The organism is Micromonospora sp. NPDC050495 (assembly GCF_040655175.1).
Classification (GTDB): domain Bacteria; phylum Actinomycetota; class Actinomycetes; order Mycobacteriales; family Micromonosporaceae; genus Micromonospora.
In genome coordinates, this window is the sequence record NZ_JBFAJK010000033.1 from 42248 (window position 1) to 65530 (window position 23283).

General features: G+C 74.8%; 19 protein-coding genes and 1 riboswitch. Of the genes, 12 read left to right on the top strand and 7 right to left on the bottom strand.

All coding sequences use genetic code 11. The features are described from left to right. The first annotated feature begins 80 nt into the window (after positions 1–80). The 3 genes from AB0I11_RS25420 to AB0I11_RS25430 all read left to right on the top strand — a co-directional run bounded on the left by AB0I11_RS25420 (position 81) and on the right by AB0I11_RS25430 (position 4458). A complete protein-coding gene (locus AB0I11_RS25420) occupies positions 81–2945 on the top strand; it encodes an alpha/beta fold hydrolase (RefSeq protein ID WP_357325406.1) in 2865 nt (954 codons plus the stop codon). Then, a complete protein-coding gene (locus AB0I11_RS25425) occupies positions 2945–3859 on the top strand; it encodes an ABC transporter permease subunit (protein ID WP_357325408.1) in 915 nt (304 codons plus the stop codon). Before AB0I11_RS25420 ends, AB0I11_RS25425 begins: the two co-directional genes overlap by 1 nt. A 149-nt stretch (positions 3860–4008) precedes the next feature. Beyond that, complete coding sequence (locus AB0I11_RS25430) at positions 4009–4458, top strand: DoxX family protein (protein ID WP_357325411.1); 450 nt, start codon at positions 4009–4011, stop codon at positions 4456–4458. Between the two features lie 11 nt (positions 4459–4469). On the opposite strand, the gene AB0I11_RS25435 is transcribed toward AB0I11_RS25430, so the two are convergent. Beyond that, the gene (locus AB0I11_RS25435) at positions 4470–5204 is read right to left on the bottom strand and encodes a DUF4232 domain-containing protein (protein ID WP_357325414.1); all 735 of its coding nucleotides are present in this window, start codon (positions 5202–5204) and stop codon (positions 4470–4472) included. Positions 5205–5211: 7 nt separating this feature from the next. Then, positions 5212–5520: a metalloregulator ArsR/SmtB family transcription factor gene (locus AB0I11_RS25440; protein ID WP_357325418.1), complete on the bottom strand. Its 309-nt coding sequence runs from the start codon at positions 5518–5520 to the stop codon at positions 5212–5214. Positions 5521–5609: 89 nt separating this feature from the next. Between AB0I11_RS25440 and AB0I11_RS25445 the strand changes: the two genes are divergently transcribed. From AB0I11_RS25445 to AB0I11_RS25455, 3 genes are all read left to right on the top strand, one after another. Further along, entirely contained in the window at positions 5610–6572 is a 963-nt protein-coding gene (locus AB0I11_RS25445; RefSeq protein ID WP_357325421.1) for a DMT family transporter, read from the top strand. Between the two features lie 72 nt (positions 6573–6644). Continuing rightward, positions 6645–6777: riboswitch (SAM riboswitch) on the top strand. Between the two features lie 12 nt (positions 6778–6789). Next, positions 6790–8079 carry a threonine synthase gene (gene thrC, locus AB0I11_RS25450; protein ID WP_357325424.1) on the top strand — a complete coding sequence of 430 codons (1290 nt, stop codon included), beginning with the start codon at positions 6790–6792 and terminating at the stop codon, positions 8077–8079. A gap of 52 nt (positions 8080–8131) precedes the next feature. Then, positions 8132–8485: a hypothetical protein gene (locus AB0I11_RS25455; protein WP_357325427.1), complete on the top strand. Its 354-nt coding sequence runs from the start codon at positions 8132–8134 to the stop codon at positions 8483–8485. A 211-nt stretch (positions 8486–8696) separates the two neighbouring features. On the opposite strand, the gene AB0I11_RS25460 is transcribed toward AB0I11_RS25455, so the two are convergent. Next, positions 8697–10898 (bottom strand): hypothetical protein, encoded by a 2202-nt coding sequence (locus tag AB0I11_RS25460; protein ID WP_357325430.1) that lies wholly within the window; start codon positions 10896–10898, stop codon positions 8697–8699. A gap of 138 nt (positions 10899–11036) precedes the next feature. Between AB0I11_RS25460 and paaN the strand changes: the two genes are divergently transcribed. Beyond that, positions 11037–12710 carry a phenylacetic acid degradation protein PaaN gene (gene paaN / locus AB0I11_RS25465; RefSeq protein WP_357325432.1) on the top strand — a complete coding sequence of 558 codons (1674 nt, stop codon included), beginning with the start codon at positions 11037–11039 and terminating at the stop codon, positions 12708–12710. A gap of 50 nt (positions 12711–12760) precedes the next feature. Here paaN and AB0I11_RS25470 read toward each other — a convergent pair whose 3' ends face one another. Further along, positions 12761–13279, bottom strand: a complete 519-nt coding sequence (locus AB0I11_RS25470; RefSeq protein WP_357325435.1) for a GNAT family N-acetyltransferase — start codon at positions 13277–13279, stop codon at positions 12761–12763. Positions 13280–13503: 224 nt separating this feature from the next. On the opposite strand from AB0I11_RS25470, the gene AB0I11_RS25475 reads away from it, so the two are divergent. The 3 genes from AB0I11_RS25475 (at position 13504) to groL (ending at position 16943) form a co-directional block, all read left to right on the top strand. After that, on the top strand, positions 13504–13704 hold the full coding sequence (locus tag AB0I11_RS25475; RefSeq protein WP_046562643.1) for a cold-shock protein: 201 nt from the start codon (positions 13504–13506) through the stop codon (positions 13702–13704). Positions 13705–13804: 100 nt separating this feature from the next. Then, positions 13805–15046 carry a hypothetical protein gene (locus tag AB0I11_RS25480; RefSeq protein ID WP_357325438.1) on the top strand — a complete coding sequence of 414 codons (1242 nt, stop codon included), beginning with the start codon at positions 13805–13807 and terminating at the stop codon, positions 15044–15046. 274 nt (positions 15047–15320) lie between these two features. After that, positions 15321–16943: a chaperonin GroEL gene (gene groL / locus AB0I11_RS25485; RefSeq protein WP_357325441.1), complete on the top strand. Its 1623-nt coding sequence runs from the start codon at positions 15321–15323 to the stop codon at positions 16941–16943. A 66-nt stretch (positions 16944–17009) separates the two neighbouring features. Here the strand turns inward: groL and AB0I11_RS25490 are convergent, their stop codons facing one another. The 3 genes from AB0I11_RS25490 to AB0I11_RS25500 all read right to left on the bottom strand — a co-directional run bounded on the left by AB0I11_RS25490 (position 17010) and on the right by AB0I11_RS25500 (position 20762). Further along, positions 17010–17252 (bottom strand): hypothetical protein, encoded by a 243-nt coding sequence (locus AB0I11_RS25490; RefSeq protein ID WP_357325443.1) that lies wholly within the window; start codon positions 17250–17252, stop codon positions 17010–17012. An 82-nt stretch (positions 17253–17334) separates the two neighbouring features. Beyond that, positions 17335–18264 (bottom strand): GNAT family N-acetyltransferase, encoded by a 930-nt coding sequence (locus AB0I11_RS25495; protein ID WP_357325446.1) that lies wholly within the window; start codon positions 18262–18264, stop codon positions 17335–17337. A 74-nt stretch (positions 18265–18338) separates the two neighbouring features. Then, a complete protein-coding gene (locus AB0I11_RS25500) occupies positions 18339–20762 on the bottom strand; it encodes a S8 family serine peptidase (RefSeq protein WP_357325449.1) in 2424 nt (807 codons plus the stop codon). A 121-nt stretch (positions 20763–20883) separates the two neighbouring features. Between AB0I11_RS25500 and AB0I11_RS25505 the strand changes: the two genes are divergently transcribed. Both AB0I11_RS25505 and AB0I11_RS25510 read left to right on the top strand, forming a co-directional pair. Continuing rightward, positions 20884–22704, top strand: coding sequence for a glycerol-3-phosphate dehydrogenase/oxidase (locus AB0I11_RS25505; protein ID WP_357325487.1), 1821 nt, complete (start codon positions 20884–20886; stop codon positions 22702–22704). A 62-nt stretch (positions 22705–22766) separates the two neighbouring features. After that, positions 22767–23282 (top strand): hypothetical protein, encoded by a 516-nt coding sequence (locus tag AB0I11_RS25510; protein WP_357325452.1) that lies wholly within the window; start codon positions 22767–22769, stop codon positions 23280–23282. The last annotated feature ends 1 nt before the right edge of the window (position 23283 follow it).

Sequence of the window (23283 nt, forward strand, 5' to 3'; positions counted from 1 at the left end):
CCACGCGACGATCGGCGCAACCGGACGGACGTACGGCGGATCTCAGGCGACGCTCAGGTTCCGGCCCGTACCGTTGCCGCATGAGATCACCGCTCGCCGCCGCGCGGCGTGCCCTGGCCGCTCGCCCCCGCCGGGCCGTCGCCGCGCTGGTGGCGGTGGTCCTGCTGGCCGCCCTGGTGGGCTGGGCGGTCTGGCCGCGGCGGCCCGACTTCCGGACCGAGCCGGCCCTCGTGACGGTCCTCTCCGGACCGGACGGCACCCAGCCCGTCGACCTGGACACCACGCTCTACCTGCCCCGGGACGCCTCGGCCCGGCACCGGGTCCCGGCCGTCCTGCTGGCGCACGGCTTCGGTGGCACCAAGGAATCGGTCCGCTCGGACGCCGAGGACCTGGCCGCCCGGGGGTACGCGGTGCTCACCTGGACCGCCCGCGGGTTCGGCCGCAGCGGCGGCGAGATCCACCTGGACAGTCCCGACTACGAGGTACGCGACGTCCAGCGGCTGCTCGACCGCCTCGCGGCCCGCCCGGACGTCCGCTTGGACGCGCCCGGCGATCCCCGGGTGGGTGTGGTCGGCGGCTCGTACGGCGGCGGCCTGGCCCTGCTGCTGGCAGCGCAGGACCAGCGGGTCGACGCCATCGTCCCGATGATCACCTGGAACGACCTGTCCCGGGCCTTCCTGCCGGAGAGCACCGGCCGGCAGCCCACCGACGGCGTGTTCAAGAAGGGCTGGGCCGGCATCTTCTTCGGCGGCGGTGGGAACGCCGGCTCCGGCCCGGCCGGGCTCTCCGGCACCACCGCCGCCGCGCCGGAGGGCGCCCCCGAGTCCGCCGGTCCGCCGAGCCCGCAACCAGGTGGCGGGCCGGGCACCGGGTCCGGCCGCGCCCCGGGCGGCCCCGCCGACCCGTCCTGCGGTCGCTTCGCGGCCGACGTCTGCGCCGCGTACCTGCGCATCGCCACCACCGGCCGGGCCGACGCGGCGGCGGTCGAGCTGCTGCGCCGGTCGTCGCCGTCCGGCGTGCTCGACCGGATCACGTCCCCGACGCTGCTGGTGCAGGGCGAGGCGGACACCCTCTTCCCGCTGGCCGAGGCGGACGCCAACGCCCGGGGCATCGCGGCCGCCGGCACGCCGGTGCGGGTCGCCTGGTTCACCGGCGGTCACGACGGCGGCGCCGGCCCCACCTCGGACTCCGACCGGGTGAAGTTCCTGACCGCGCAGTGGCTCGACCACTACGTGAAGGGGGACGGGCCGGCGCCCGGCGACACGTTCACGTTCTCCCGGATCGCCGGGTTCGACGCGCTCGACCGGGGCCTGGTGGCCACCGGCTTCCGTACCGCCGACTATCCGGGGCTGACCGGGCAGGGCCGCCGCGAGGTGACGCTCGCCGGCCCGCCGCAGCCGGTCGCCGTGCCGCCCAACGGCAACCCGGCGGCGATCTCCTCGGTGCCGTTCGCGGGCGCGCTCGGCTCGCTGCTGGACGGCGTGGCCGGTGACATCCCCGGCCAGCACGCCCGCTTCGAGTCGGCGCCGCTGGACGAGCCGGTCGACGTGGTGGGTGCGCCCACCGTGCGGATCAAGGCGGCCTCCCCGACCGGCGAGGCGGTGCTGTTCGTGAAGCTCTACGACGTCGACCCGCAGGGCGCGGCCACGCTGCCGTCCGGCCTGGTCGCGCCGGTGCGCCTGACCGGCCTGCCGCGCACCGTCGACGCGGCCACGCCGGTCACCGTCACCCTGCCGGGGATCGTCCGCCGGGTCGAGGCCGGGCATCGGCTGCGGCTCGTGGTGGCGACGTCGGACCAGGCGTACGCCTCGCCGGCCGAGCCGGCGGTGCACACCGTGGCGCTCGCGGACGGGCCGCTGACGCTGCCCACCGTCGACGCCGCGCCGATCCCCACCACCGCCACGATCTGGCGCTGGGCGCTGGCCGGCCTGCTCGCCGCGATCGTGGTCGGGCTCGTCGTGGTCGTGCTGCTCACCCGCCGCCGGCACCGCCGCCAGGACACCTCGATCCATCCGGAGTACGCGGGCGTCCCGCTCGCCGTGCGCAACCTGCGCAAGGAGTACGCGGACGGCTTCGTCGCGGTGTCCGAGGTGGACTTCGAGGTGCACCCCGGGCAGGTGGTCGGCCTGCTCGGGCCGAACGGCGCGGGCAAGACCACCACGCTGCGGGTGCTGATGGGGCTGACCCAGCCCACCGCCGGGGAGATCTACGTGTTCGGGCACCGGTTGGTGCCCGGTTCGCCGGTGCTGTCCCGGATCGGCGCGCTCGTCGAGGGGCCGGGCTTCCTGCCGCACCTGTCCGGTCTGGACAACCTGAAGGCGTACTGGCGGGCGACCGGGCGGCCGTGGGCGGACGCGCACTTCGACGAGGCGCTGGAGATCGCCGGCCTGGGCGACTCGGTGCACCGGCGGACGAAGAAGTACAGCCACGGCATGCGGCAACGGCTGGCCATCGCCCAGGCCATGCTCGGCCTGCCTGAGCTGCTGGTGCTGGACGAGCCGACGGACGGGCTGGACCCGCCGCAGATCGCCGAGATGCGCCGGGTGCTCCAGCGCTACGCCACCGACGGCCGGGCGGTGCTGGTCTCCAGCCACCTGCTGGCCGAGGTGGAGCAGACCTGCACGCACGCGGTGGTGGTGAACAAGGGGCGGATCGTGGCCGCCGGCCCGGTGGAGGAGATCGTCGGCGAGTCGCCGAGCGTGCTGTTCGAGGTGAGCGACCCGGAGGCGGCGCGGGGCGTGCTCGACCGGCTGGCCGGCGTACGGGTGCTGCCCGACGGCGACGGCGGGCTGGTGGTCGACACCAACGGCACGGCCCGCAGCGAGGTGGTGGCCGAACTGGTCCGGGCCGGTATCGGGGTGGACCGGGTGGTGCCCCGGCGCCGCCTGGAGGACGCGTTCCTCGCCCTGGTGGGCGAGAACTCTCGGGGAAGCGGGGACCGGTGATGGCGGGTTCGTCGGTGGCATCGTCGTCGGGCGGCACGTCCGGTACGGCGGCGCCGGGCGTGGGCGGTGCGGCGGCCGGCTACCGGCCCTCGGCCACGCTGCCGTTCGGGGCGGAGTTCCGGCGGCAGGCGTCGCGCCGGCGTACCCAGCTCGCGCTGGGGTTCATGGTGCTGCTGCCGTTGATCATCCTGGTGGCGTTCCAGTTCGACGCCGGGGACGACGACGGCGGCGGGCGGGGCGAGTTCGCCAGCCTGGCCGACCTGGCCACCTCGGGCGGGCTCAACTTCACCCTGTTCTCGATCCTGGTGTCCGCGTCGTTCCTGCTGGTCGTGGTGGTGGCGCTGTTCTGCGGCGACACGGTGGCGAGTGAGGCGAGCTGGGGCAGCCTGCGCTACCTGCTGGCCGTGCCGGTGCCCCGGGCCCGGCTGCTCGCGGTGAAGCTGGTGGTGGCGCTCGCGTACTCCGGGCTGGCCCTGCTGTTGCTGGCCGGCACCGCGCTGCTGGCCGGCACGCTCCGGTACGGCTGGCAGCCGCTGGGCAGCCAGGTCTCGGCCGAGCTGGCCCCGGGCGACGGGTTGCTGCGGCTGCTCGGGGTGCTCGGCTATCTCGCGGTCGCCCTGCTGGTGGTGGCCGGGCTGGCATTCCTGCTGTCGGTGACCACCGATGCGGCGCTCGGCGCGGTCGGTGGCGCGGTGCTGCTCTGGATCCTGTCCAGCATCCTGGACCAGATCACCGCGCTGGGCGGGCTGCGGAACCTGCTGCCCACCCACTACAGCAGCGCCTGGCTGGGATTGCTGTCCACGCCGATGCAGACCGACGACGTGGTCAAGGGCGTGTTCTCGGCGATCGTCTACGCGACGCTGTTCTGGAGCCTGGCCTTCTGGCGCTTCACCCGCAAGGACGTCACGAGCTGAGCTGACCGGCGGGGTACCCGCGGGAGCCTGCTCGCCCATATCATGGGAGCGTTCCCACGAGATTGTCCCGCCTGCAAAGAAATCGGTTAACATCGATATGTGTGATCGCCATCCTGGATCCGTCCGATATCCGGCCCAGGAGGTTCCACATGATTCCGGCCCAGCTGAGCGGCCCCGTCCTGTCCCTGTACCGCGTGGTGGTGGGCGCGCTCTTCCTGTGTCACGGCGCCGCGTCGATCTTCGGCGTCCTCGGTGGCAACCGGGGCTCCGGTGCGGCTATCCCGTTCGCCACCTGGCCCGGCTGGTGGGCAGCGCTGATCCAGCTCGTCTGCGGCGCGCTGGTGCTGGTCGGCCTGTTCACCCGGCCCGCCGCGCTGCTCGCCTCCGGGTCGATGGCGTACGCGTACTTCACGGTGCACCAGCCGCACGAGTTGCTGCCGATCCAGAACGGCGGCGAGCTGGCCGCGCTCTTCTGCTGGTCGTTCCTGCTGGTCGCGGTGCTCGGCCCGGGAAGCTGGGCGCTGGACGCGGCGCTGGCCCGCCGCCGGGCCACCCCGGCCGAGCCCGCCACGGCCCCGCCGGCCTCGGTCCCGGTCTGAACGCCCACTAGCTAGCGCACCAGAGTCCGGTACGGGCGCTCCCGTACCGGGCTCTGGTGCGCCAGCGGGTTGACCGGCGGGGTCGTGGGCGACGCCGGGGCGGGCGGCGTGGGCGCGTCGGTGGCCGGGCCCGGCTTCCTGCGCTCCCACGCGCTGACCCCCAGCCGGCCGGTGTTGCCCAGGTCGATCGGTCCGTCCAGGGCAACCGGGTACGCGGGCCGCCCGGCCACCGGGGCGACGTCGAGCGCGGTGCCGTTGGCCGCCACCACCGTCGGGTCGGTGACCAGGTTGCGCCAGATCAGCGCGGCGCCGGCCCGCTCGCCGGGGGCCAGCACGATCCGGGTGGGCGGGTGGTCGAAGCCGGCGGTGATCGGGGCCGCGCCCGGGATGATCCGCACCGTGATCGGATCGCCGTCGGCATCCCGGAGCCGGACCGCCGGATAGCCGCTCAGCTCGTACGGCCGGTCGCCGCAGTTGACCAGCTCCAGGCCCATCGCCCGGAGCCCCATCGCGGCGCTCACCCCGAGTTCGGTGATCAGGATGCCCTCCGGCGAGCAGGCGGCGGCGGGCGTCGGGTCGGCCGTGGGGGCGCCCGGCCGCGGCGGTGTGGTGGCCAGCGGGTCGACACCCGCCGGCGCCGTGGGCAGCCGGTCGGGCGGCCTCCCGGCCGGCCCCTGCGTCGGGGCGCAGGCGGCCAGCAGCGTCACGCCGGTGAGGGCGCCGATCAGGCGCGCCGTGCTCCGCATCGGGTGATCAGGCCGCCCGGCCGGGCCCGGCGAGGACCGCGTCGAGCAGGCCCGGGTAGTGGCGGTCCAGTTCCTCGCGGCGCAGGCGCACGAACCGGCTGGTGCCGGCGAGCCGGGTCCGGGTCAGGCCGGCCTCGCGCAGCACCTTGAGGTGATGGCTGCGGGTCGCCTTGGAGACGCCGAACTCGAAGGTGCCGCAGGCGTGTTCCCCGCCCTCGGCGAGGGCCCGGACGATCTGCAGCCGGACGTCGTCGGCCAGCGCCGCCAGCACGGCGGTCACCGGTACGTCCCGCAGCTCGGGTTCGTGCAGCTCCATGTGACCAGGGTAACCTATGTTCGACAATCGTCAAACAAGCTCCTAGAGTCGGGCCGTTGGTTCGACGGTACTCGAACATAGGAGCTGCGATGCGTTCCCGTCACGCCACCCTGCCGATCTTCGCCGTAATCAGCTGGGGAGTCATGTTCCCCGTGCTGGCCAGCGCGCTCACCCGGGTGGACGCGCTCAACCTGACCACCGCCCGGTACGTGCTGGCCACCGCCGTGCTGCTCGCCCTGCTGCTGGCGCGCGAGGGGGTCGCCGCCCTGGCCACCCAGCGACGCGGAGTCGAGGTGGCGCTGCTCGGCGCGCTCGGCTTCGCCGGCTTCAACACGCTGATGAACCTCGCCCTCGGCCACGCCACCCCGCAGCAGATCGCGCTCTTCGCGGCCACCGTGCCGCTGGTCACCCAGCTGGTCCGCTGGGCGCGCGACGGCGTACGGCCCCGGCCGGCGCTGCTCGGCCTCTCGCTGGTCGCCCTGGTCGGCGTCGGCCTGGTGATCACCCGGGGTCGGCTGGACGGGCTGGGACAGTTCGGCCTGGGCGGGCTGCTCATGATCGGCGCGGTGCTCGGCTGGGCGTTCTACACCCACGGCGCGAGCCGGTTCCCCGAGTGGTCCGCGCTGCGGTACACCACGCTCACCGCCGTCGCCGGCATGCTCGCCATGCTCGCCGCCAGCACCGTCGCCGACCTCGCCGGGCTCCAGCACGCGCCGGCCGCCGCCGACCTCGTCGCGGTCGCTCCCCAGCTCGGGTACGCGGTGCTCGTCGGCGCCGTCCTCGCGGTGCTGGCCTGGAACACCGGCGTACGACGGCTCGGCCCGGCCAACGCCGCGCTCTTCATGAACCTGGTGCCGGTGGCCACGTTCGCGGTGCAGATCCTGCGTGGCTACCGGCCGGTCCCGGTGGAGCTGGTCGGCGCCGGGCTGACCATCGCCGCCCTGGTGGCCGCGAACCTCGCCACCCGTACCCGCGCCGCGGCGACCCCGGCGCCGGACGCCGTGGTCGACCGGCCGGCCGTGGTGGAGCCGGTCGCGGTGTTCGGGCGCTGAGCCGGCCCACACCGTGGGATCCCCAGGTGGCGCGGCCTCCGGCGGCGCATAGACTCGACGGCACAACTGCATACCTCATCCAGAGGGGCTGAGGGATACGGCCCGATGACGCCCCGGCAACCACCCGCGCGCTCGACGACGAGCGACCGCGGGCAGGTGCCAATTCCGTCCCCGCCGCATCCGGCGATGCGGGGAAAGATGAGAGGACCTTCTCGACATGACGTCGACGCTTCCCGCCGTCTCCGGCATCGACACCACCCTCAGCCCGGCCCGCGCCCTGGTCTGTCGCGCCTGTTCCGCGCGCTACCCGCTGGCCGCGCAGCACGCCTGCTACGAGTGTTTCGGCCCGCTGGAGGTCGACTACGACGCCGCCGCGCTGGCCGCCGTCACCCGCGAGCAGATCGAGGCCGGCCCGAAGAACCTCTGGCGGTACGCCGCCCTGCTCCCGGCCGGCCAGGACCCGGCCACCCGGGTGACCCTGGACCCGGGACTGACCCCGCTGGTGTCCGCCCCGAACCTCGCCGCCGAGCTGGGCATCACCGCCCCGCTCTGGGTCAAGGACGACAGCGCCAACCCCACCCACTCGTTCAAGGACCGGGTCGTCTCGGTGGCGCTGACCGCCGCCCGGGCGCTCGGCTTCACCCGGTACGCCTGCGCCTCGACCGGCAACCTGGCCAACTCGGTGGCCGCCCACGCGGCCCGGGCCGGCGCGCCGTCGGTGGTCTTCATCCCCAGCGACCTGGAGTCGGGCAAGGTGGTCACCACCGCCGTCTACGGCGGCGACCTGGTCGCCATCGACGGCTCGTACGACGACGTGAACCGGCTCTGCGGCGAGCTGGTGGAGACCGACGAGTTCGAGGACACCGCGTTCGTCAACGTCAACGTCCGGCCGTTCTACGCCGAGGGCTCCAAGACCCTCGGCTACGAGGTGGCCGAGCAGCTCGGTTGGCGGATCCCGGCCCAGGTGGTCATCCCGATGGCCAGCGGCGAGCTGCTCACGAAGATCGACAAGGCGTTCGCCGAGCTGGTCGAGATCGGCCTGGTCGAGGCGCCGGCCGGCGGCTGGAAGGTGTTCGGCGCGCAGTCGGCCGGCTGCAACCCGATCGCCACCGCGCTGCACGCCGGCACCGACACGATCACCCCGGTCAAGCCCACCGGCATCGCCAAGTCGCTGAACATCGGCGACCCGGCGGCGGGCCTCTACGCGCTGGAGGCGGTCCGTCGCAGCGGCGGCTGGATGGAGTACGCCGACGACGACGAGATCCGCGCCGGCATCCGGCTGCTGGCCCGCACCACCGGGGTGTTCGCCGAGACCGCCGGCGGGGTCACCGTCGCGGTGCTGCGCAAGCTGGTGGAGTCCGGTCGGCTCGACCCGGCCGCCGAGACGGTGGTCTTCAACACCGGCGAGGGTCTGAAGACCATCGACGCGGTCGCCCCGCAGGTCGGCCCCACCCACCGCATCAAGCCCTCGCTGCGGGCCGCCCGCGACGCCGGCCTGCTCGCCTAGGGGTCGCTCAACCGGTGGTTCGGGTGGTGTCGCGCACCACGACGTGCCAGCGGTGATCCGGAGCCGGGCTGGTCAGGCCGAGGGCCACCGGGCGCAACGGGCGCCCTGGTCCCGTAGCGACTGCGCCAGGGTGGTCAGCCCGGCGGGCGCGGCGGCTCTCGCCGTCGGGGCGCTGTTCCTGGCCGGGTTGGGCATCGCGAACCTCTACCCGCTCTCGCTCGCGCTCACCCTCGGCCTGCTCGGCGCCCTGGCGGACCGGCGCGGGCTGGCCACCGGCTTCGCGCTCGAACCGGTGCTGATCGGCGGCGGTGCCGTCCTGTTGTGGGCCGGGCTCCGCACCGTTCGCTCGGCTGTCCGGCCGAGGGCAACCGGCCCGAGCGGAGGATCGGGAGAGAGCGGTGGGTAACCGGCGGTATCCGGTGAGTGCCAGAAAACCACCCTCAAGGACTTGACGGCAGGAACCGGACGGCGCAAGATGCTCGGTGCGGGAGGGCATCCGCCGGAGACTTTTCAAGTTCTTGCGACCCAACGCCAGAGGCGTTGTGCGGACGTCCCTCCCGACCAACCTCGCGACAGGGCCGGCGGAACTCCGCCGGCCCTGTCGCTGTCCGTGGCCCTCAGCCGGTCGGCCCGGCCCCAGGTGGCGGCAGCCGGCCGGCCAGGTCGCACACCGCGCGGTGCAGGTCCTCGTCCGGCTGGAAGCGGTGCCGGCCGATCGCCGGCGGCACCGTGTCGCCCGCCGGGATGACCAGCGCCTTCGGGTCGCGGACCCGGCGGTCCACCCCGGCGGCCGGATCGTCGCGGGGCAGCTCCGGCGGGAAGACCGGGCCGCCGACCGGATCGGTACGCCGCCACAGGTTGATCCACCGCCAGTCCACCCGGTCACCGAGCTCACGGAGCACCGCGGGCCCGAGGTACGCCGGAAAGACCCGGCTGTAGAGCCGGCCGAGCGGGGTGCCGTAGGTCAACAGCGCCACCCGGGCCCGGCAGGCCGCCGGCAACTGGAGGACCGCCGCCGCGGCCAGCACGCTGCCGTGGCTCTGCCCGGAGAGCACGACCGCGTTCCCGCCGGCGGTGAGGTGCGCGATCCGCCGGGTGAGGTCCGGCACCGCGCGCTCGGCGTAGCACGGGGCGGCCAGCGGGTGCCCGGCGCGCGGCCAGAAGGTGGCCAGCTCCCAGAGCACGCCGACGACCCGCATCGCGCGCGACCGGTACGCGAACAGCCCGGTGCCGAACAGCACCACCGCGAACAGCCCGATCAACAGGCTCCCCAGGTCGGTCGCGAAGATCACCGGACGGGCCAGCGGCATCCCGCCCAGCCAGTGCGCCACGTCCTCCGGCCCGTGATGCAGCAGCGACAGCCCGGCGGCGCCCAGACTCAGCGCGGCCAGCAGCGCGTACGCCGTCAGGAGCAGCGGGGCGAGCCGGTCCGCCAGCCGCGCCCGGACGATCCGGTCCCGGACCGCACGCACCCGCTCCGGCGCGGCCCGCTCCGCCTCCGGGAACTCGCTCCGGACCAGTTCCTCGGCCGCCCGGCGCCGGCTGGCCCGCCGGTAGCGGCCGGCCAGCGTGGCGGTGCCGGCGGCGAGCAGCAGCGCGGCCGAGACGCCCATGGCCGCCCAGCGGAAGGCGACCGGCGGGGAGAGCGGCGGGGCGTCGGCCGGCAGCGGGCGGGCCGGCGTGGGGCTGGAGCCGCGGTCCAGGTATTCGGCGACGCCATAGGTCAGCCCGGCGTCGTACGACACGGCCAGACCGATCGCGATCGAGACCACCAGCGGCGCGGCGGTCACCAGCAGGTTCGACCGGCCCGGGGTCGGTCGCCGGGCCAGCACCAGGACGGCCAGCGCCAGGAGCAGCACCATCTGGGCGGCGAACAGGAGCGCGACCAGCACGTCGTACCCGGGCAGGCCGCCCCGGGCGGTCCACGGCGCGCGGGGGGCCGCCGCGTACGCCAGGGCCAGCGCGGTCAGCGCGAGGGTGGCCCAGCGGAGGAGCCTGACCGCCCGTCGCGGCCAGCGGGCGGCGGCGGGCCGTTCGAGCTGGGGGAGGCAGAGCAGCACGAGCGCGGCGGCGTGCAGGCCGACCACCGCGGCGAGCAGCGCGTTGCCGGGGAGACCGCGGTCGTGTGGCGCCAGGGCCAGGAGCAGGGCCAGGTCGAGGGAGGTCAGGGAGATCGTCACGTGCAGGGATCGCAGGCGCAGCAGCAGGGCTCGGTTGTCCCAGAAGGTCGGGGCGTCGAGCCGGTCCGCCCCCGGCCCCGGCACCGGGCGGGTGTCCTCGGGGAGTTGCCAGGTGCGCCCGCCGAGCCACCAGAGCAGGGCGACCGCGAGCAGCGGCAGCAGCGCGAGCAGGGCCAGGCGCTGCCCCGGCAGCAGGTCACCCAGCCAGGAGATCTCCCGGCGGCCCGCCAGGCACCGCGGGTACTCCGCGCACTGCCACGCGATCAGGTCCAGGGCCACCCCCACGATCGACAGCACGAACATCGCGGTGAGGGTCGCGGCGAGCAGCCGGCAGAGGGCCTTGCCGAGCAACCCCGTGCGGCGGCCCGGCGGCAGCATCCAGACGGCGATGTTGGCGAGCATGAAGGGCAGGAGCAGGACCAGGGAGAACGTGCGGGCGGCGGTGCCCCCGGTGAGGCCGCTCCAGCGGTACGCCTCCAGGGTCCCGCCGGCCGTGTTGCACGGGCTTCCGAAGTCCGGCCTGACCCGGTAGAAACCGGCGTCCCGGTCGCCGGCCACCCGGTGCACGATCGGGCGGTCCAGCATCGCCTCCGGCCCGCGGTCGGCGACGCCGTGCACCCGGATCTCGGTGATTCCCACCCGCGGCCGCCCCTCGTTCGCCGGCCGCGCGGTTACCCGCGGATGGTCCGGTCAATCCCCGCCCGAGCGGTGGGCGGCGGTGCCAACTTGTGACACGCCCCTACTGATCTGGTGGCTTGCTGTTGCATGATGGCGGGCATGACGGAGACCCCGCACCCCCTGTACGCCAGGCACGCCGACACCCTCAACCGCGCGCTGACCGCCATCACGGAGCGGGGGTACTGGTCCGCCTACCCGGAGTCGCCCAGTCCCCGGGTGTACGGCGAGACCGCCGCCGCCGACGGCAGGACCGCCTTCGAGGCGTACCTGAACGCTGACTTCCCGCTCGACCAGCCGGCGGACGGGGAGACCGTCGCCACCGAGATCAGCCCGTTCGGCGTCGCGCTGAACGTGCGCTACCCGCACGCCGGCGCCGACCAGCTGGTGTCCGCCGCGACCGCCGCGCTGCCGGCCTGGCGGGACGCCGGCCCGCAGGCCCGGGTGGGCGTCTGCCTGGAGATCCTGGACCGGCTGCACAAGAACATCTTCGAGCTGGCCAACGCGGTGCAGTTCACCAGCGGCCAGGCGTTCGTGATGGCCTTCCAGGCCGGCGGCGCGCACGCACTGGACCGGGCACTGGAGGCGATCGCCTACGCGTACGCGGAGATGACCCGCCACCCGGGCACCGCCGGCTGGGAGAAGGCCGCCGGCAAGGGCGACCCGCTGCGGATGACCAAGACGTTCCACGTGGTGCCGCGCGGCGTGGCCCTGGTGATCGGCTGCAACACCTTCCCGACCTGGAACTCGTACCCGGGGCTCTTCGCCTCGCTGGTCACCGGCAACCCGGTGGTCGTCAAGCCGCACCCCCGCGCGGTGCTGCCGCTGGCCGTCACCGTGCGCTACGCCCGCCAGGTCCTCGCCGAGGCGGGCTTCGACCCGAACCTGGTGCAGCTCGCGCCGGAGGCGGCGGGTGAGCGGCTCGCCTCGACGCTGGCCCTGCACCCGGCCGTGCGGATCGTCGACTTCACCGGCTCGACCGAGTACGGCGACTGGCTGGAGGAGAACGCCCGGCAGGCGGCCGTCTACACCGAGAAGGCCGGGCTGAACACGGTGGTGATCGACTCCACCGACGACTTCGCCGGGCTCTGCCGCAACCTGGGCTTCACGCTCACCCTGTACAGCGGCCAGATGTGCACTACCTCGCAGAACCTGCTCATCCCCCGGGACGGCATCGCCACGGATCAGGGGCACAAGAGCTTCGACGAGGTGGCCGCCGGCATCGCCGGGGCGGTCGCCAAGCTCACCGCCGACCCGGCCCGGGGCGTCGAGCTGACCGGCGCGATCGTCAACGACGGCGTGCTGGAGCGGCTGGCGGAGGTCACCAAGGTCGGCGAGCCGGTGCTGGAGTCGCGGACCGTCGAGCACCCGTCGTACCCGGACGCCGTGGTGCGTACCCCGACCGTGGTGAAGCTGGACGCCGCGGACACCGCGACCTACTCGCGGGAGTGGTTCGGGCCGATCTCGTTCGCCATCGCCACCGACTCCACCGCGCAGAGCCTGGAGATCCTCCGCGCCACGGTGGGGGAGAAGGGCGCGCTCACCGCGGCCGTCTACTCGACCGACGAGGCGGTGCTCGACGCCGCCGAGGCGGCGGCGATCGACGCCGGGGTGCACCTGTCCTGCAACCTCACCGGCGGGGTGTTCGTCAACCAGTCGGCGGCGTTCTCCGACTTCCACGGCTCGGGGGCGAACGCCGCGGCGAACTCCGCCCTCACCGACGGCGCCTACGTCGCGAACCGGTTCCGCATCGTGCAGTCGCGTCGGCACGTCTGATCTTGCTGTTGGGGCCCGGTCGGCCTGGTCGCGTCGGCTGCTCCGGTGGGTCAGGCGGGTCGGCGCATCTGGAGTTCGGTGAGGGTGGGGATCCGGGGGTGCGGGACCCGGACCCCGGTGTCCACGAAGCCCAGCTTCTGGTAGGCGCGGTAGGCCCGGTCGTTGCCGACCACCACCTCCAGCAGCAGTTCGGGCCGCCCGCAGGCCCGGGACCAGGCGGCCACCTCGTCGACCAGGGCCCCGAGCAGGCCGCTGCCTCGCCGGGCCGGGGTGACGTAGACGGCGTAGACCACGGTGAGCCCCGGCTCGGCGGGCAGCACCGTGCCGCCGGCGTGGCCGACCAGCCGGCCGCCCGGGTCCGCCACGAACTGCGCCGTCTGGCTGCCCCGGGAGACCGCGGCGACCCGGGCCGTGACCTCGGCGTGCGGGCGGGCGGCGGCCTCCGCCACGGTCTCCAGGAAGGCCAGCGGGGAGTCGGCGAGCATCTCCAGCCGGAGCGCCCGCATCCGGGCGGCGTCCGCCGGCCGGACCCGGCGGACGGTGGTGGTCGGGACGCGCGCGCTGGTCATGACGCAATGCATACCGGAGCGCCCACGGGCCGCGTCCACCCGGGCCGCGAGTCGGCCGAAATATGCCCGATTTGTGGTCGTGCGCCGCCGTCACGCCTCGTGTAGCGTGCGATTTCGGTCACCGGATTCAGTGGTCGTCGCCGATCGCTGAGCCGGTGCTCCGCCGGTGCCGGTCCGCCGGTTTCCGGGGTTGTGGAACGCCGCGCAGAGTGAGGAAGTGCACCGTGGCACAGGGCACCGTGAAGTGGTTCAACTCCGAAAAGGGCTACGGCTTCATCGCCGTCGACGGCGGCCAGGACGTCTTCGTCCACTTCTCCGCGATCGAGATGGACGGCTACAAGGCGCTGGACGACGGCCAGCGGGTGGAGTTCGAGATCGCCCAGGGCCAGAAGGGCCCGCAGGCCGAGCGGGTCCGCGTCATCTGACCCGCCGCCCGGCAGCCGGACCACCCGGGCCCGGGGGCTGCGCCACGGGCGCGCACCAGGGAAGATCGTGAGCCGTTCCAGCCATCGCTGAGGAGGGTTCATGTCCGACCAGCCCCCGTCGGGTTCCACCGAGCCGGTGCCGCCGGCGTCGTCCGGAGGCCCGGCCGACCCGGCCCCGCCCACGCCACCGGCCGCGGCGCAGCCGTCGTACCCGGGCTGGCCCGGACACCCCGCCCAGCCGGGTTTCGTCCCGCCCGACGCTCCCGCCCCACCACCGCCCGGCGCCCCCGAGCAGCCGGGCTACGGCGCCCCCGCCGGCTACGGGCAGCCGGGCTCTGGCGCCCCCGCCGGCTACGGGCAGCCGGGCTACGGTGCCCCCGGCGGCTACGGGCAGCCGTGGCCGGGACACCCGGCCCCGGCGCAGGGCTGGGGCTGGCCCGCCCCCGGGGGATATCCCGGCGAGCCGATGCCGGGCCACGCCTACGGCTGGTACCCGCCGGCCGACCCCACCGATCCGCTCGTCACGCCGCCGCAGGCGGGCATCGCGGGCTGGTTCGCCCGGTGCACCGGCGCGCTGCGCCGCGGCTGGCGGCAACTCCTGCCGATCGTCCTGGTCAGCCAGGGGGTGCCGGCCGCGGTGATCGCCGTCCTCTCGCTCGCCCTGGCGCCGACCGGCCAGCCGGCCACCGGGGCCGACGGGGCGCCGGTCCTGCCCGACGGCTACTTCACCGACTTCTTCCTCTTCTACGGCGCGGTGCTGCTGGCCGCGCTGCTCTTCGGCCCGCTGCAGAGCGCCGGGTGGGCCGCCGGCACCTGGGTGGTGGCCCGGCAGGCGGCCGGTGAGCCGGCGGGCGTCGGTGCGGCCTTCCGCTACGGCTGGCGCCGCTGCCTCGGGCTGTGGGGCTGGACCATCGTCGCCTCCCTGCTGATCACGGTCGGCGCCTGCGCCTGCCTGCTGCCGGGCATCTACGTCGCCTTCGCGCTCGCCCTCTTCGGCCCGGTCTACCTCTTCGAGCGGCAGGAGCCGATCGGCCGCGCGTTCCGCCTGTTCCACCAGCGGTTCGGGATGGTGCTGGGCCGGGTCGCGCTGGTGCTCGCCGCGCTGGTGGTCGCCTCGGTGGCCAAGGGCATCCTGGACCTGGTCAACCGGGCGCTCTTCGGCGAGCACCCGCTGGACGCCCCGACCAGCGCCGTGGCCGCCGTGCTGCTGACCCTGGTGGGCACCCTGCTGGTCGTCCCGGGCTACCTGGCCCAGCTGATCGGGCTGGTCGTCACGTACGCCGAACAGCGGGCCCACGAAGGCCCGGTGAACGCCGCCCGGCTGGCCGCGGAACTCGGCTGAGCGGGGGCATCGTGCTTGCACTCGGCTAGGGAGAGTGCTAAACAGGTCATTGGCACTCGCGTACGGTGAGTGCCAATGGTCGGGGCGGTAGGGCCACGGCCGCGCCGGTGTCTCGATGACGCCGGGCGGCACGGGGCCGGTCGTCGCGGGCTGTCCGGCCCGACCGAGGAGACGTCGTCGTCGCCAGGTGGCGACGTCCCCAAGGTGCGTACACCAGACGGCCCATCCGGGGAATCCCCGGGTGGCCCGTGAGTGTCCAGGAGGACAACGCCGTATGGCCAAGATGATCGCGTTCGACGAAGAGGCGCGCCGCGGCCTCGAGCGGGGCATGAACCAGCTCGCCGACGCCGTGAAGGTGACGCTCGGCCCGAAGGGCCGCAACGTCGTGCTCGAGAAGAAGTGGGGCGCCCCCACCATCACCAACGATGGTGTGAGCATCGCCAAGGAGATCGAGCTCGAGGACCCGTACGAGAAGATCGGCGCCGAGCTGGTCAAGGAGGTCGCGAAGAAGACCGACGACGTTGCCGGTGACGGCACGACGACGGCGACCGTCCTGGCCCAGGCCCTGGTCCGCGAGGGCCTGCGCAACGTGGCCGCCGGCGCCAACCCGATGGCCCTGAAGCGGGGCATCGAGGCCGCCGTGGCCAACGTCTCGGAGGAGCTGCTCAAGCTCGCCAAGGACGTGGAGACCAAGGAGCAGATCGCCTCCACCGCCTCCATCTCCGCCGCCGACCCCAGCGTCGGCGAGATCATCGCCGAGGCGATGGACAAGGTCGGCAAGGAAGGCGTCATCACCGTCGAGGAGAGCAACACCTTCGGCCTGGAGCTGGAGCTCACCGAGGGTATGCGCTTCGACAAGGGGTACATCTCCGCGTACTTCATGACCGACCCGGAGCGGATGGAGGCCGTCTTCGACGACCCCTACATCCTCATCGCGAACAGCAAGATCTCGTCGGTCAAGGACCTGCTCCCGATCCTGGAGAAGGTCATGCAGGGCGGCAAGCCGCTGCTGATCATCGCCGAGGACCTGGAGGGCGAGGCCCTGGCCACCCTGGTGGTCAACAAGGTCCGGGGCACCTTCAAGTCGGTCGCCGTCAAGGCGCCGGGCTTCGGTGACCGCCGCAAGGCCATGCTGACCGACATCGCCATCCTGACCGGTGGCCAGGTCATCAGCGAGGAGGTCGGCCTCAAGCTGGACGCCGTCAGCGTCGACATGCTGGGCCGCGCCCGCAAGGTCGTGGTGACCAAGGACGAGACCACCATCGTCGACGGTGCCGGCGACGCCGAGCAGATCCAGGGCCGGGTCAACCAGATCCGGGCCGAGATCGACAAGAGCGACTCCGACTACGACCGCGAGAAGCTGCAGGAGCGGCTGGCCAAGCTGGCCGGTGGCGTTGCGGTGATCAAGGTCGGCGCGGCCACCGAGGTCGAGCTGAAGGAGCGCAAGCACCGCATCGAGGACGCCGTCCGCAACGCGAAGGCCGCCGTCGAGGAGGGCATCGTCCCGGGTGGTGGCGTCGCGCTGGTGCAGGCCGGCAAGACCGCCTTCGACAAGCTGGACCTGGCCGGTGACGAGGCGACCGGCGCGCAGATCGTGAAGATCGCGCTGGACGCCCCGCTGCGGCAGATCGCCGTCAACGCCGGCCTCGAGGGTGGCGTGGTCGTCGAGCGCGTCCGCAGCCTCGACCCGGGTCACGGCCTCAACGCCGCGACCGGCGAGTACGTGGACCTGCTGGCCGCGGGCATCATCGACCCGGCCAAGGTGACCCGTTCCGCGCTGCAGAACGCCGCCTCGATCGCTGCGCTGTTCCTCACCACCGAGGCCGTCGTGGCGGACAAGCCGGAGAAGACCCCGGCCGCCCCGGCTGGCCCGGGTGGCGGGGACATGGACTTCTGAGTCCAGCTCCATCCAGTACGCCGAAAGGGGCGGGCCGCGTCAGCGGTCCGCCCCTTTCCGCGTCGCTCAGGTCGGCAGCCGCCGCTGGTTGCGGCGTTTGTGCGCCCGGTCGTACGGCGGCGTGATCCGGATCGGCTCGTCCACCGGTTGCCGTGGCTCCGCGGTGGGTGGCTCGCCGGCGCCCGCCATCTCCGCGAGTTGCTCGGCGTCGCCGTAGTCGAGCCGGTCGAACGGCAGTTGGCCGGGAAGGTCGGTGACCGGTCGCCAGCTCGCCGCCGGGTCGTCGGTCCGTTCGTCATCCGTGGACATGGCTGCCTCCTCTAGCTCGACCGTAGGGGCCGGTCGATGACCGGGAGGCAGAATGGCGTTATAAGAGTCTATGTAACTTTGGTTACGTCTGTCCGTTAAGTGGCTTCCGATACAGGAAGAAGACCCGCTCGATCCGGGCCCCGGCCGCCCCCGCGTAGAACGGCACCGGGCCCACCCAGCCGATCTGCGCGGCGGTGATCCCGGCCGCGGCCTGGTCGCGCAGGCAGCGCCGGAGCAGCACCCCGCCGATGCCCGAACCCTCCGCCGCCGGTGCCGTGCCCATCGGCCCGAACCAGCTCGGCCGGGACGAACCGTACGCGGCGAAACCGAGGATCTCCCCGTCCCGCTCGGCCAGGTGCGCGCCCGCGCCCGGGCGGCCCAGCGAACCCGCCAGCTCCGCGTCCCACGCCCCGCCGAAGGTGCCCCGGGCGAAGCCGGCCAGCGCCGGCAGGTCCGCCGGCTCGGCCCGGCGCACCGTGATCCCCGCCCCGGCGAGCCGGCGCTCGGCCGCCTCGGTCGAGCGCAGCGCCGGCGAACCCTCGGTCAGGTCCGCCGTCATGTTCCAGCCGGTCCGGTCCTGGCGATAGCCGAGCCGCAGCGCCGCGCAGACCGCCGGGGTGTACCGCACGTCGATGCCCGGCCACGTGTAGTAGGGCGGGTTGCCGGCGAGCAGCACCTCCGCCGCGCCCAGCGCGGCGAGCCGCCGTTCGGCGTCGTCCAGCAGCGCCCGGCCCACCCCGCGACGGCGCTGCTCGGGAGCCACCGCCAGCAGGTCGACGTGGCCCAGCCGGGGATCCGCCGCCGAGAGCGAACCGACCAGCACCCCGATCAGCGCGCCGTCCCGGACCGCGCCGAGCCGGAGCACCGGCCGGTCGGCCGCCGCCCGGGCGGCCAGGGTGTCCACCACGGCCGGCGCCTCGGCCGCGTCCTCGGGCAGGTCGAGGGCCCGCCGGCAGAGCTCGACCACCGCCGGCAGGCGGTCGAGTTCCAGCTCGATGATCTCCGTGTCCATGGTCGCCGACCCTACTCAACTGCAAGGTTTGTTAACAGGGCCCCGCCACGCCGGCCCGCGGCGCGCGGCCCCGGTCAGGCCGGGTCCCCGGCCCGCATCGCGGCCTGGACCGCGGCGTACGCGTCGACCAGGCCGGCACCGGTCAGGTTCCGGTCGCCCCCGCACCGGTCCGTGCCGGGCGGCACCCCGGCCGGACCGGCCGTGTCGCGCAGGATCCGGCGGGTCCGGTCCAGGTCGCCGACAAGCGCCGGGTTCGCCGACCACATCAGCGCCACCACCCCGGCCACCTGCGGCGTCGCCATCGAGGTGCCGTCGAGGGTGGCGTACCCGCCGCCGGGGAACGCCGACAGCACCCCGGCACCGGGAGCGACCAGATCCGGCTTGGCCGCGCCCCCGGCCGCCGGACCCCGGCTGGAGAAGTCGGTGACCATCCGGTTCCGGTCCACCGCACCGACCGTCAGCACGTCCGGGTACGGCGCGGGCGGGTCGACCACCGAGGCGCAGTGCGGCCCGGTGTTGCCGGCGGCGGCCACCACCAGGATGCCGGCGGCGGCCAGCGCGGCGGTCGCCGGCCGCAGCGCCCCCGGGTCGCACCCCTCGACCGGCGGGCAGCCCCAGGAGTTGGTGAGCACGTCCGGCGCGCGCCGCGGCCGGCCGTCGGTGAACGGGTTCCCGCCGGGCGGGAACGGGGCCAGCATGAACTGGAGGCAGTCCAGGTAGTGCGCCGGGCTGCCCAGGTTGCGGTCCAGGTTGACGCAGCCGACCCAGCGCGCGTCCGGGGCCACCCCGATCCCGTCGCGGCCGACCGCGCTGCCCACCGTGTGGGTGCCGTGCCCACCCCGGTCGCCCGGCGTGCGGCGGTGCTCCCAGGGGTCGTACCAGGAGTCGTCGCCGCCCCGGAAGCCGGCCGCCAGGGCCGGGTGCCGGCCGTCCACGCCGGAGTCGGAGCTGCCCACCACCACGCCCGCCCCGGTGACCCCCAGCTCGGTCCAGACCCGGTCGGCCCCGATCAGCGACACGTTCCAGACCGGGCCGGTCGGTGCCGGCGCGTCACCCCGGGCCGGGGGTGCCGCCGCGGGCAGCGGGCGGAGCCGCTGGCTGACCAGCACCCGGGCCACCTCCGGCCGGCCGGAGAGCCAGGCGCGCACCGCCGGGCCGCCGTCCGTCTCGACGGCGTTGACGAGGTAGTACGGGGTGGGGTGCAGCCGCAGCCGGGTCAGTTCCCGGCGCAGGTCGCCCTGGGTCCGCTGGGCCGTGTCCACCAGCCGCCGGTAGACCTCGGCCCCCCGGGCGTCCCGCCCGGCCCGGCCCGGTGCCCCGGCCGGGAGCCCGGTCAGGTCGGCCTGTTCCCGCAGCACCACGAGCAGCCGTTCGCCGTGCAGGCCGGCCCGGCCCGGTACGACGTACACCACGGCCACCGCGGCGAGCAGGACCGCGGCGGTCGCCCCGGCCAGCCGCCGCGGTGGCGCGCCGGCCCCGGGCCGGGCCAGCAGCACGCCGTACCCGACGGCGAGCAGGACCGCGACGGCGAACGCGGCCCCGGTGCCGACCGCGACCCAGAACGGCACGTCCCGGGCGGTGGCCAGCAGGACGGTCAGCTCCTCCGGGTCGGCGAAGGCGAGCGGCCCGACCAGCGCGAGCCCGACCAGCCAGCGGACCGGGGCCGCGCCGGCCGGGCGGCCGGCGCGGCGGGCCGCGGCCTCGAGCGCGCCCAGCACGAAGCCCAGCGGCGGGAGCAGGAGAAGGGCGGGCAGCTGCGCCCCGGACTGGCCGGCGCCGGCGGCCAGCAGGACCAGGGTCACGCCGGCGACCAGCCCGCCGACCAGCACCAGCCGGGCCGGCCGGGGCGGCGTCCCGACCGCGAACCGGGCCCAGAACGCGGCGTCGAGCAGCGCCCCGGCGAGCGCGCCGAGCGTGGCCGCGGCGAGGACCGCGAGGACGGTCTCCAGCGCGCCGCCGAGCGCGCCCACCCAGGCCCAGGGCAGCAGCATCGCCAGCCCGGCGGCGACGGCCAGCAGGGCCACCGACCCGAACCGGCCAGCCGGTGCGGGACCGGCGCCGGCCGGGGCGCCGCGCCGGGCCAACCGGGCGGCGGCCAGCGTGAGCAGCGCGGCCGTCGCGGCGAGCGCGGCCAGGTACGCCTCCTGGTGCACCGGCGGCAGGGCGCGCAGCAGGCTCAGCGCGCCGAGCGCCACGGCCCCGGCCAGCCAGACCCGGCCCACCGCGCGGATCACCGGGGAACGCGGCAGCAGCGCCAGCGCCAGCGTGGGCGCCCCCACCAGCAGCACGGTGACCAGCGCGACCACCGGCCAGACCGGCACCGGCCGGTCCAGGCCGCTGACCAGGGCGAGCTGGTCGACCACCCAGCCGACGAGCTGCCCGGGCACCGCGACGAGCACCGCCCAGACGCCGGTGGCCACGGCGGCGACCACCGCCCAGACGCCGCTGGTCGGCGGGGCGGGCGAGGGGGGAGCGGGAGGGGGAGGATCGGCCTGCATGGTGAGCACAGTACGAGCCCACCCGCAGCGGCCGACCCGAGAAACGGCAACCGCGGCCGCCGGTGGGGGCGTGTCGCCCGAGCGCCGCTCCGGTTACGGTGGACGGGTGCGCGACCCCAACGTGTCCCGATCCGAGGCCGGTCAGCTCTCCGTCCAACGCCGCGTCGATGACCTGCGCAAGCTGCGCGGCGAGCGGTTCGACGTGCTGGTCATCGGGGGCGGGGTGACCGGGGCGGGCGCCGCGCTGGACGCCGCTTCCCGCGGCCTGAAGGTGGCCCTGGTCGAGGCCCGGGACTACGCCGCCGGCACCTCCAGCCGGTCCAGCAAGCTCATCCACGGCGGCCTGCGCTACCTGGAGCAGCTCGAGTTCCACCTGGTGCACGAGGCGCTGACCGAGCGCGGCCTGCTCGCCACCCGGCTCGCCCCGCACCTGGTCCGCCCGGTGCCCATCCTGGTCCCGCTGCCGGCCGAGGGCGGGCTGGGTGACCTGCCCCGCCGGCTGGTCCGCCGGTCCTACTACGGCGCCGGGGTGGCCGCCTACGACGCCTTCGCCGGCATCTTCGGCGGCGGGCGCGGCATGCCGCTGCACCGGCACCTGTCCCGGGAGGGCGCCCGCCGGGTCTTCCCCAGCCTGCGGCCCGACCGGCTGGCCGGGGCGATCCGCTACTACGACGGGCAGGTCGACGACGCCCGCCTCGTGGTCACCCTGGCCCGGACCGCGGCCAGCCTCGGCGCCACCGTGGTGACCAGCGCCCGGGCGGTCGGGCTGATCCGGCAGGCCCGCGAGGTCACCGGGGTCCGGGTGCGCGACCTGGAGGCGCCGGCCGGGTCGCCGGACGCCGATTTCGAGGTACGCGCCCGCACGGTGATCGCGGCGACGGGCGTGTGGACCGACGACATGTCCCGGATGCTCAACGACGTCGGGCTGCGCCCCGGCTTCCGGGTCCGGGCGTCGAAGGGCGTGCACCTGGTGGTGCCCCGCTCGGCGATCACCGGCGAGACCGGGCTGATCTTGCGCACCGCCAGCAGCGTGCTCTTCGTCATCCCGTGGGGCGGCCACTGGATCATCGGCACCACCGACACCGACTGGCAGCTGGACCGGTCCCACCCGGCGGCCACCGCCAAGGACATCGGCTACCTGCTGGAGCAGGTCAACACCGTGCTGGACCGGCCGCTCAGCACCGACGACATCGAGGGCGTCTACGCCGGGCTGCGCCCACTGCTGGCCGGCGAGGCCGACTCCACCTCCAAGCTCTCCCGGGAGCACGCGGTGATCGAGCCGATGCTCGGGCTGCTGCTGGTGGCCGGCGGCAAGTACACGACGTACCGGGTGATGGCCTCGGACGTGGTGGACCGGGCGGTGCACCGGCTCGGCTGGACCCGGCCGTCGCGCACCGCCGACCTGCCGCTGCTCGGCGCCGACGGGTACGCGGCGATGTGGCGGGACCGGGCCGACCTGGCCCGCCGGCACGGGCTGCCGGTCGGGGTGGTGGAGCACCTGCTGGAGCGGTACGGCACCCTCACCCGCGACCTGCTCGCCCTGATCGACACCGATCCGCTGCTCGGCTCCCCGCTCGCCGGCGCACCGGAGTACCTGGCCGCCGAGGTGACGTACGCGGCCCGCGCCGAGGGGGCGCTGCACCTGGAGGACGTGCTGATCCGGCGTACCCGGATCTCCATCGAGACCAGCCACCGCGGCCTGGAGTCGGCCGAGCACGCCGCGGAGCTGATGGGTGCGGTGCTGGGCTGGGACGCGGCGACCCGGGCCCGCGAGGTCGCCCACTACCGGGCCCGGGTGGAGGCCGAGCGGCAGTCGCAGGCGATGCCCGACGACGTGGCCGCCGACGCCGCCCGGCTGGGCGCCCCGGACGTCCGCGGTTTCGCGGCCGATCGGGGCGGCGACGGCGACACCGCGGAGCTGCCGTCGTCCTCCGCAAGGTGACTGGTCGGTAACGTCCGGCAGAGGGTTACGGCCCCTACCTACGGAAGTGTAGGTTTCCGTGCGTGGTTCGCCCCTCCTGGCCGCGCGTCGTCCCGATGACCGCCGGCGTCCTGCTGGCGCTGGCCCTGACCGGCTGCTCGCTGTTCGGCCGGGCCGAGGGCGCCACCACCGCCGACCAGCCGGGCGGGTCGCCGGCCGCGGCGACCGGGCGGCCGGTCCACCTGGTGCAGAAGCTGGGCCCGGACGGCTCGCCCCGCACCCTCGAGGTGGACCCGGGCGGGCGGTGGCAGTGCCGGGACTGCGCGGGTGACGGGGTCGACTCCACCGGCCAGCTCACCCCCGAGCAGACCCACCGCCTCCAGCGGATGCTCGACGACCCGGCGCTGACCCGGGAGACCGACGAGGTCCGGCGGTACAAGCAGGGCTGCGTCGGCGCGCTGACCTCCACCCTGCTGATCCCGCCCGGCCTGACGATCACCACGCAGGACTGCCCGGGCGAGGAGCGGCCCCGGGTGGCCTACCAGATCCTGCTCCTGCTCACCCAGGCCACGCCGGCCGAGGACAAGGACAAGGGCTGAG

Coding starts and splice junctions, on each gene's coding strand:
- AB0I11_RS25420 (WP_357325406.1), top strand. CDS start 81: ATGAGATCACCGCTCGCCGCCGCGCGGCGTGCCCTGGCCGCTCGCCCC.
- AB0I11_RS25425 (WP_357325408.1), top strand. CDS start 2,945: ATGGCGGGTTCGTCGGTGGCATCGTCGTCGGGCGGCACGTCCGGTACG.
- AB0I11_RS25430 (WP_357325411.1), top strand. CDS start 4,009: ATGATTCCGGCCCAGCTGAGCGGCCCCGTCCTGTCCCTGTACCGCGTG.
- AB0I11_RS25435 (WP_357325414.1), bottom strand. CDS start 5,204: ATGCGGAGCACGGCGCGCCTGATCGGCGCCCTCACCGGCGTGACGCTG.
- AB0I11_RS25440 (WP_357325418.1), bottom strand. CDS start 5,520: ATGGAGCTGCACGAACCCGAGCTGCGGGACGTACCGGTGACCGCCGTG.
- AB0I11_RS25445 (WP_357325421.1), top strand. CDS start 5,610: ATGCGTTCCCGTCACGCCACCCTGCCGATCTTCGCCGTAATCAGCTGG.
- thrC (WP_357325424.1), top strand. CDS start 6,790: ATGACGTCGACGCTTCCCGCCGTCTCCGGCATCGACACCACCCTCAGC.
- paaN (WP_357325432.1), top strand. CDS start 11,037: ATGACGGAGACCCCGCACCCCCTGTACGCCAGGCACGCCGACACCCTC.
- AB0I11_RS25470 (WP_357325435.1), bottom strand. CDS start 13,279: ATGACCAGCGCGCGCGTCCCGACCACCACCGTCCGCCGGGTCCGGCCG.
- AB0I11_RS25480 (WP_357325438.1), top strand. CDS start 13,805: ATGTCCGACCAGCCCCCGTCGGGTTCCACCGAGCCGGTGCCGCCGGCG.
- groL (WP_357325441.1), top strand. CDS start 15,321: ATGGCCAAGATGATCGCGTTCGACGAAGAGGCGCGCCGCGGCCTCGAG.
- AB0I11_RS25490 (WP_357325443.1), bottom strand. CDS start 17,252: ATGTCCACGGATGACGAACGGACCGACGACCCGGCGGCGAGCTGGCGA.
- AB0I11_RS25495 (WP_357325446.1), bottom strand. CDS start 18,264: ATGGACACGGAGATCATCGAGCTGGAACTCGACCGCCTGCCGGCGGTG.
- AB0I11_RS25500 (WP_357325449.1), bottom strand. CDS start 20,762: ATGCAGGCCGATCCTCCCCCTCCCGCTCCCCCCTCGCCCGCCCCGCCG.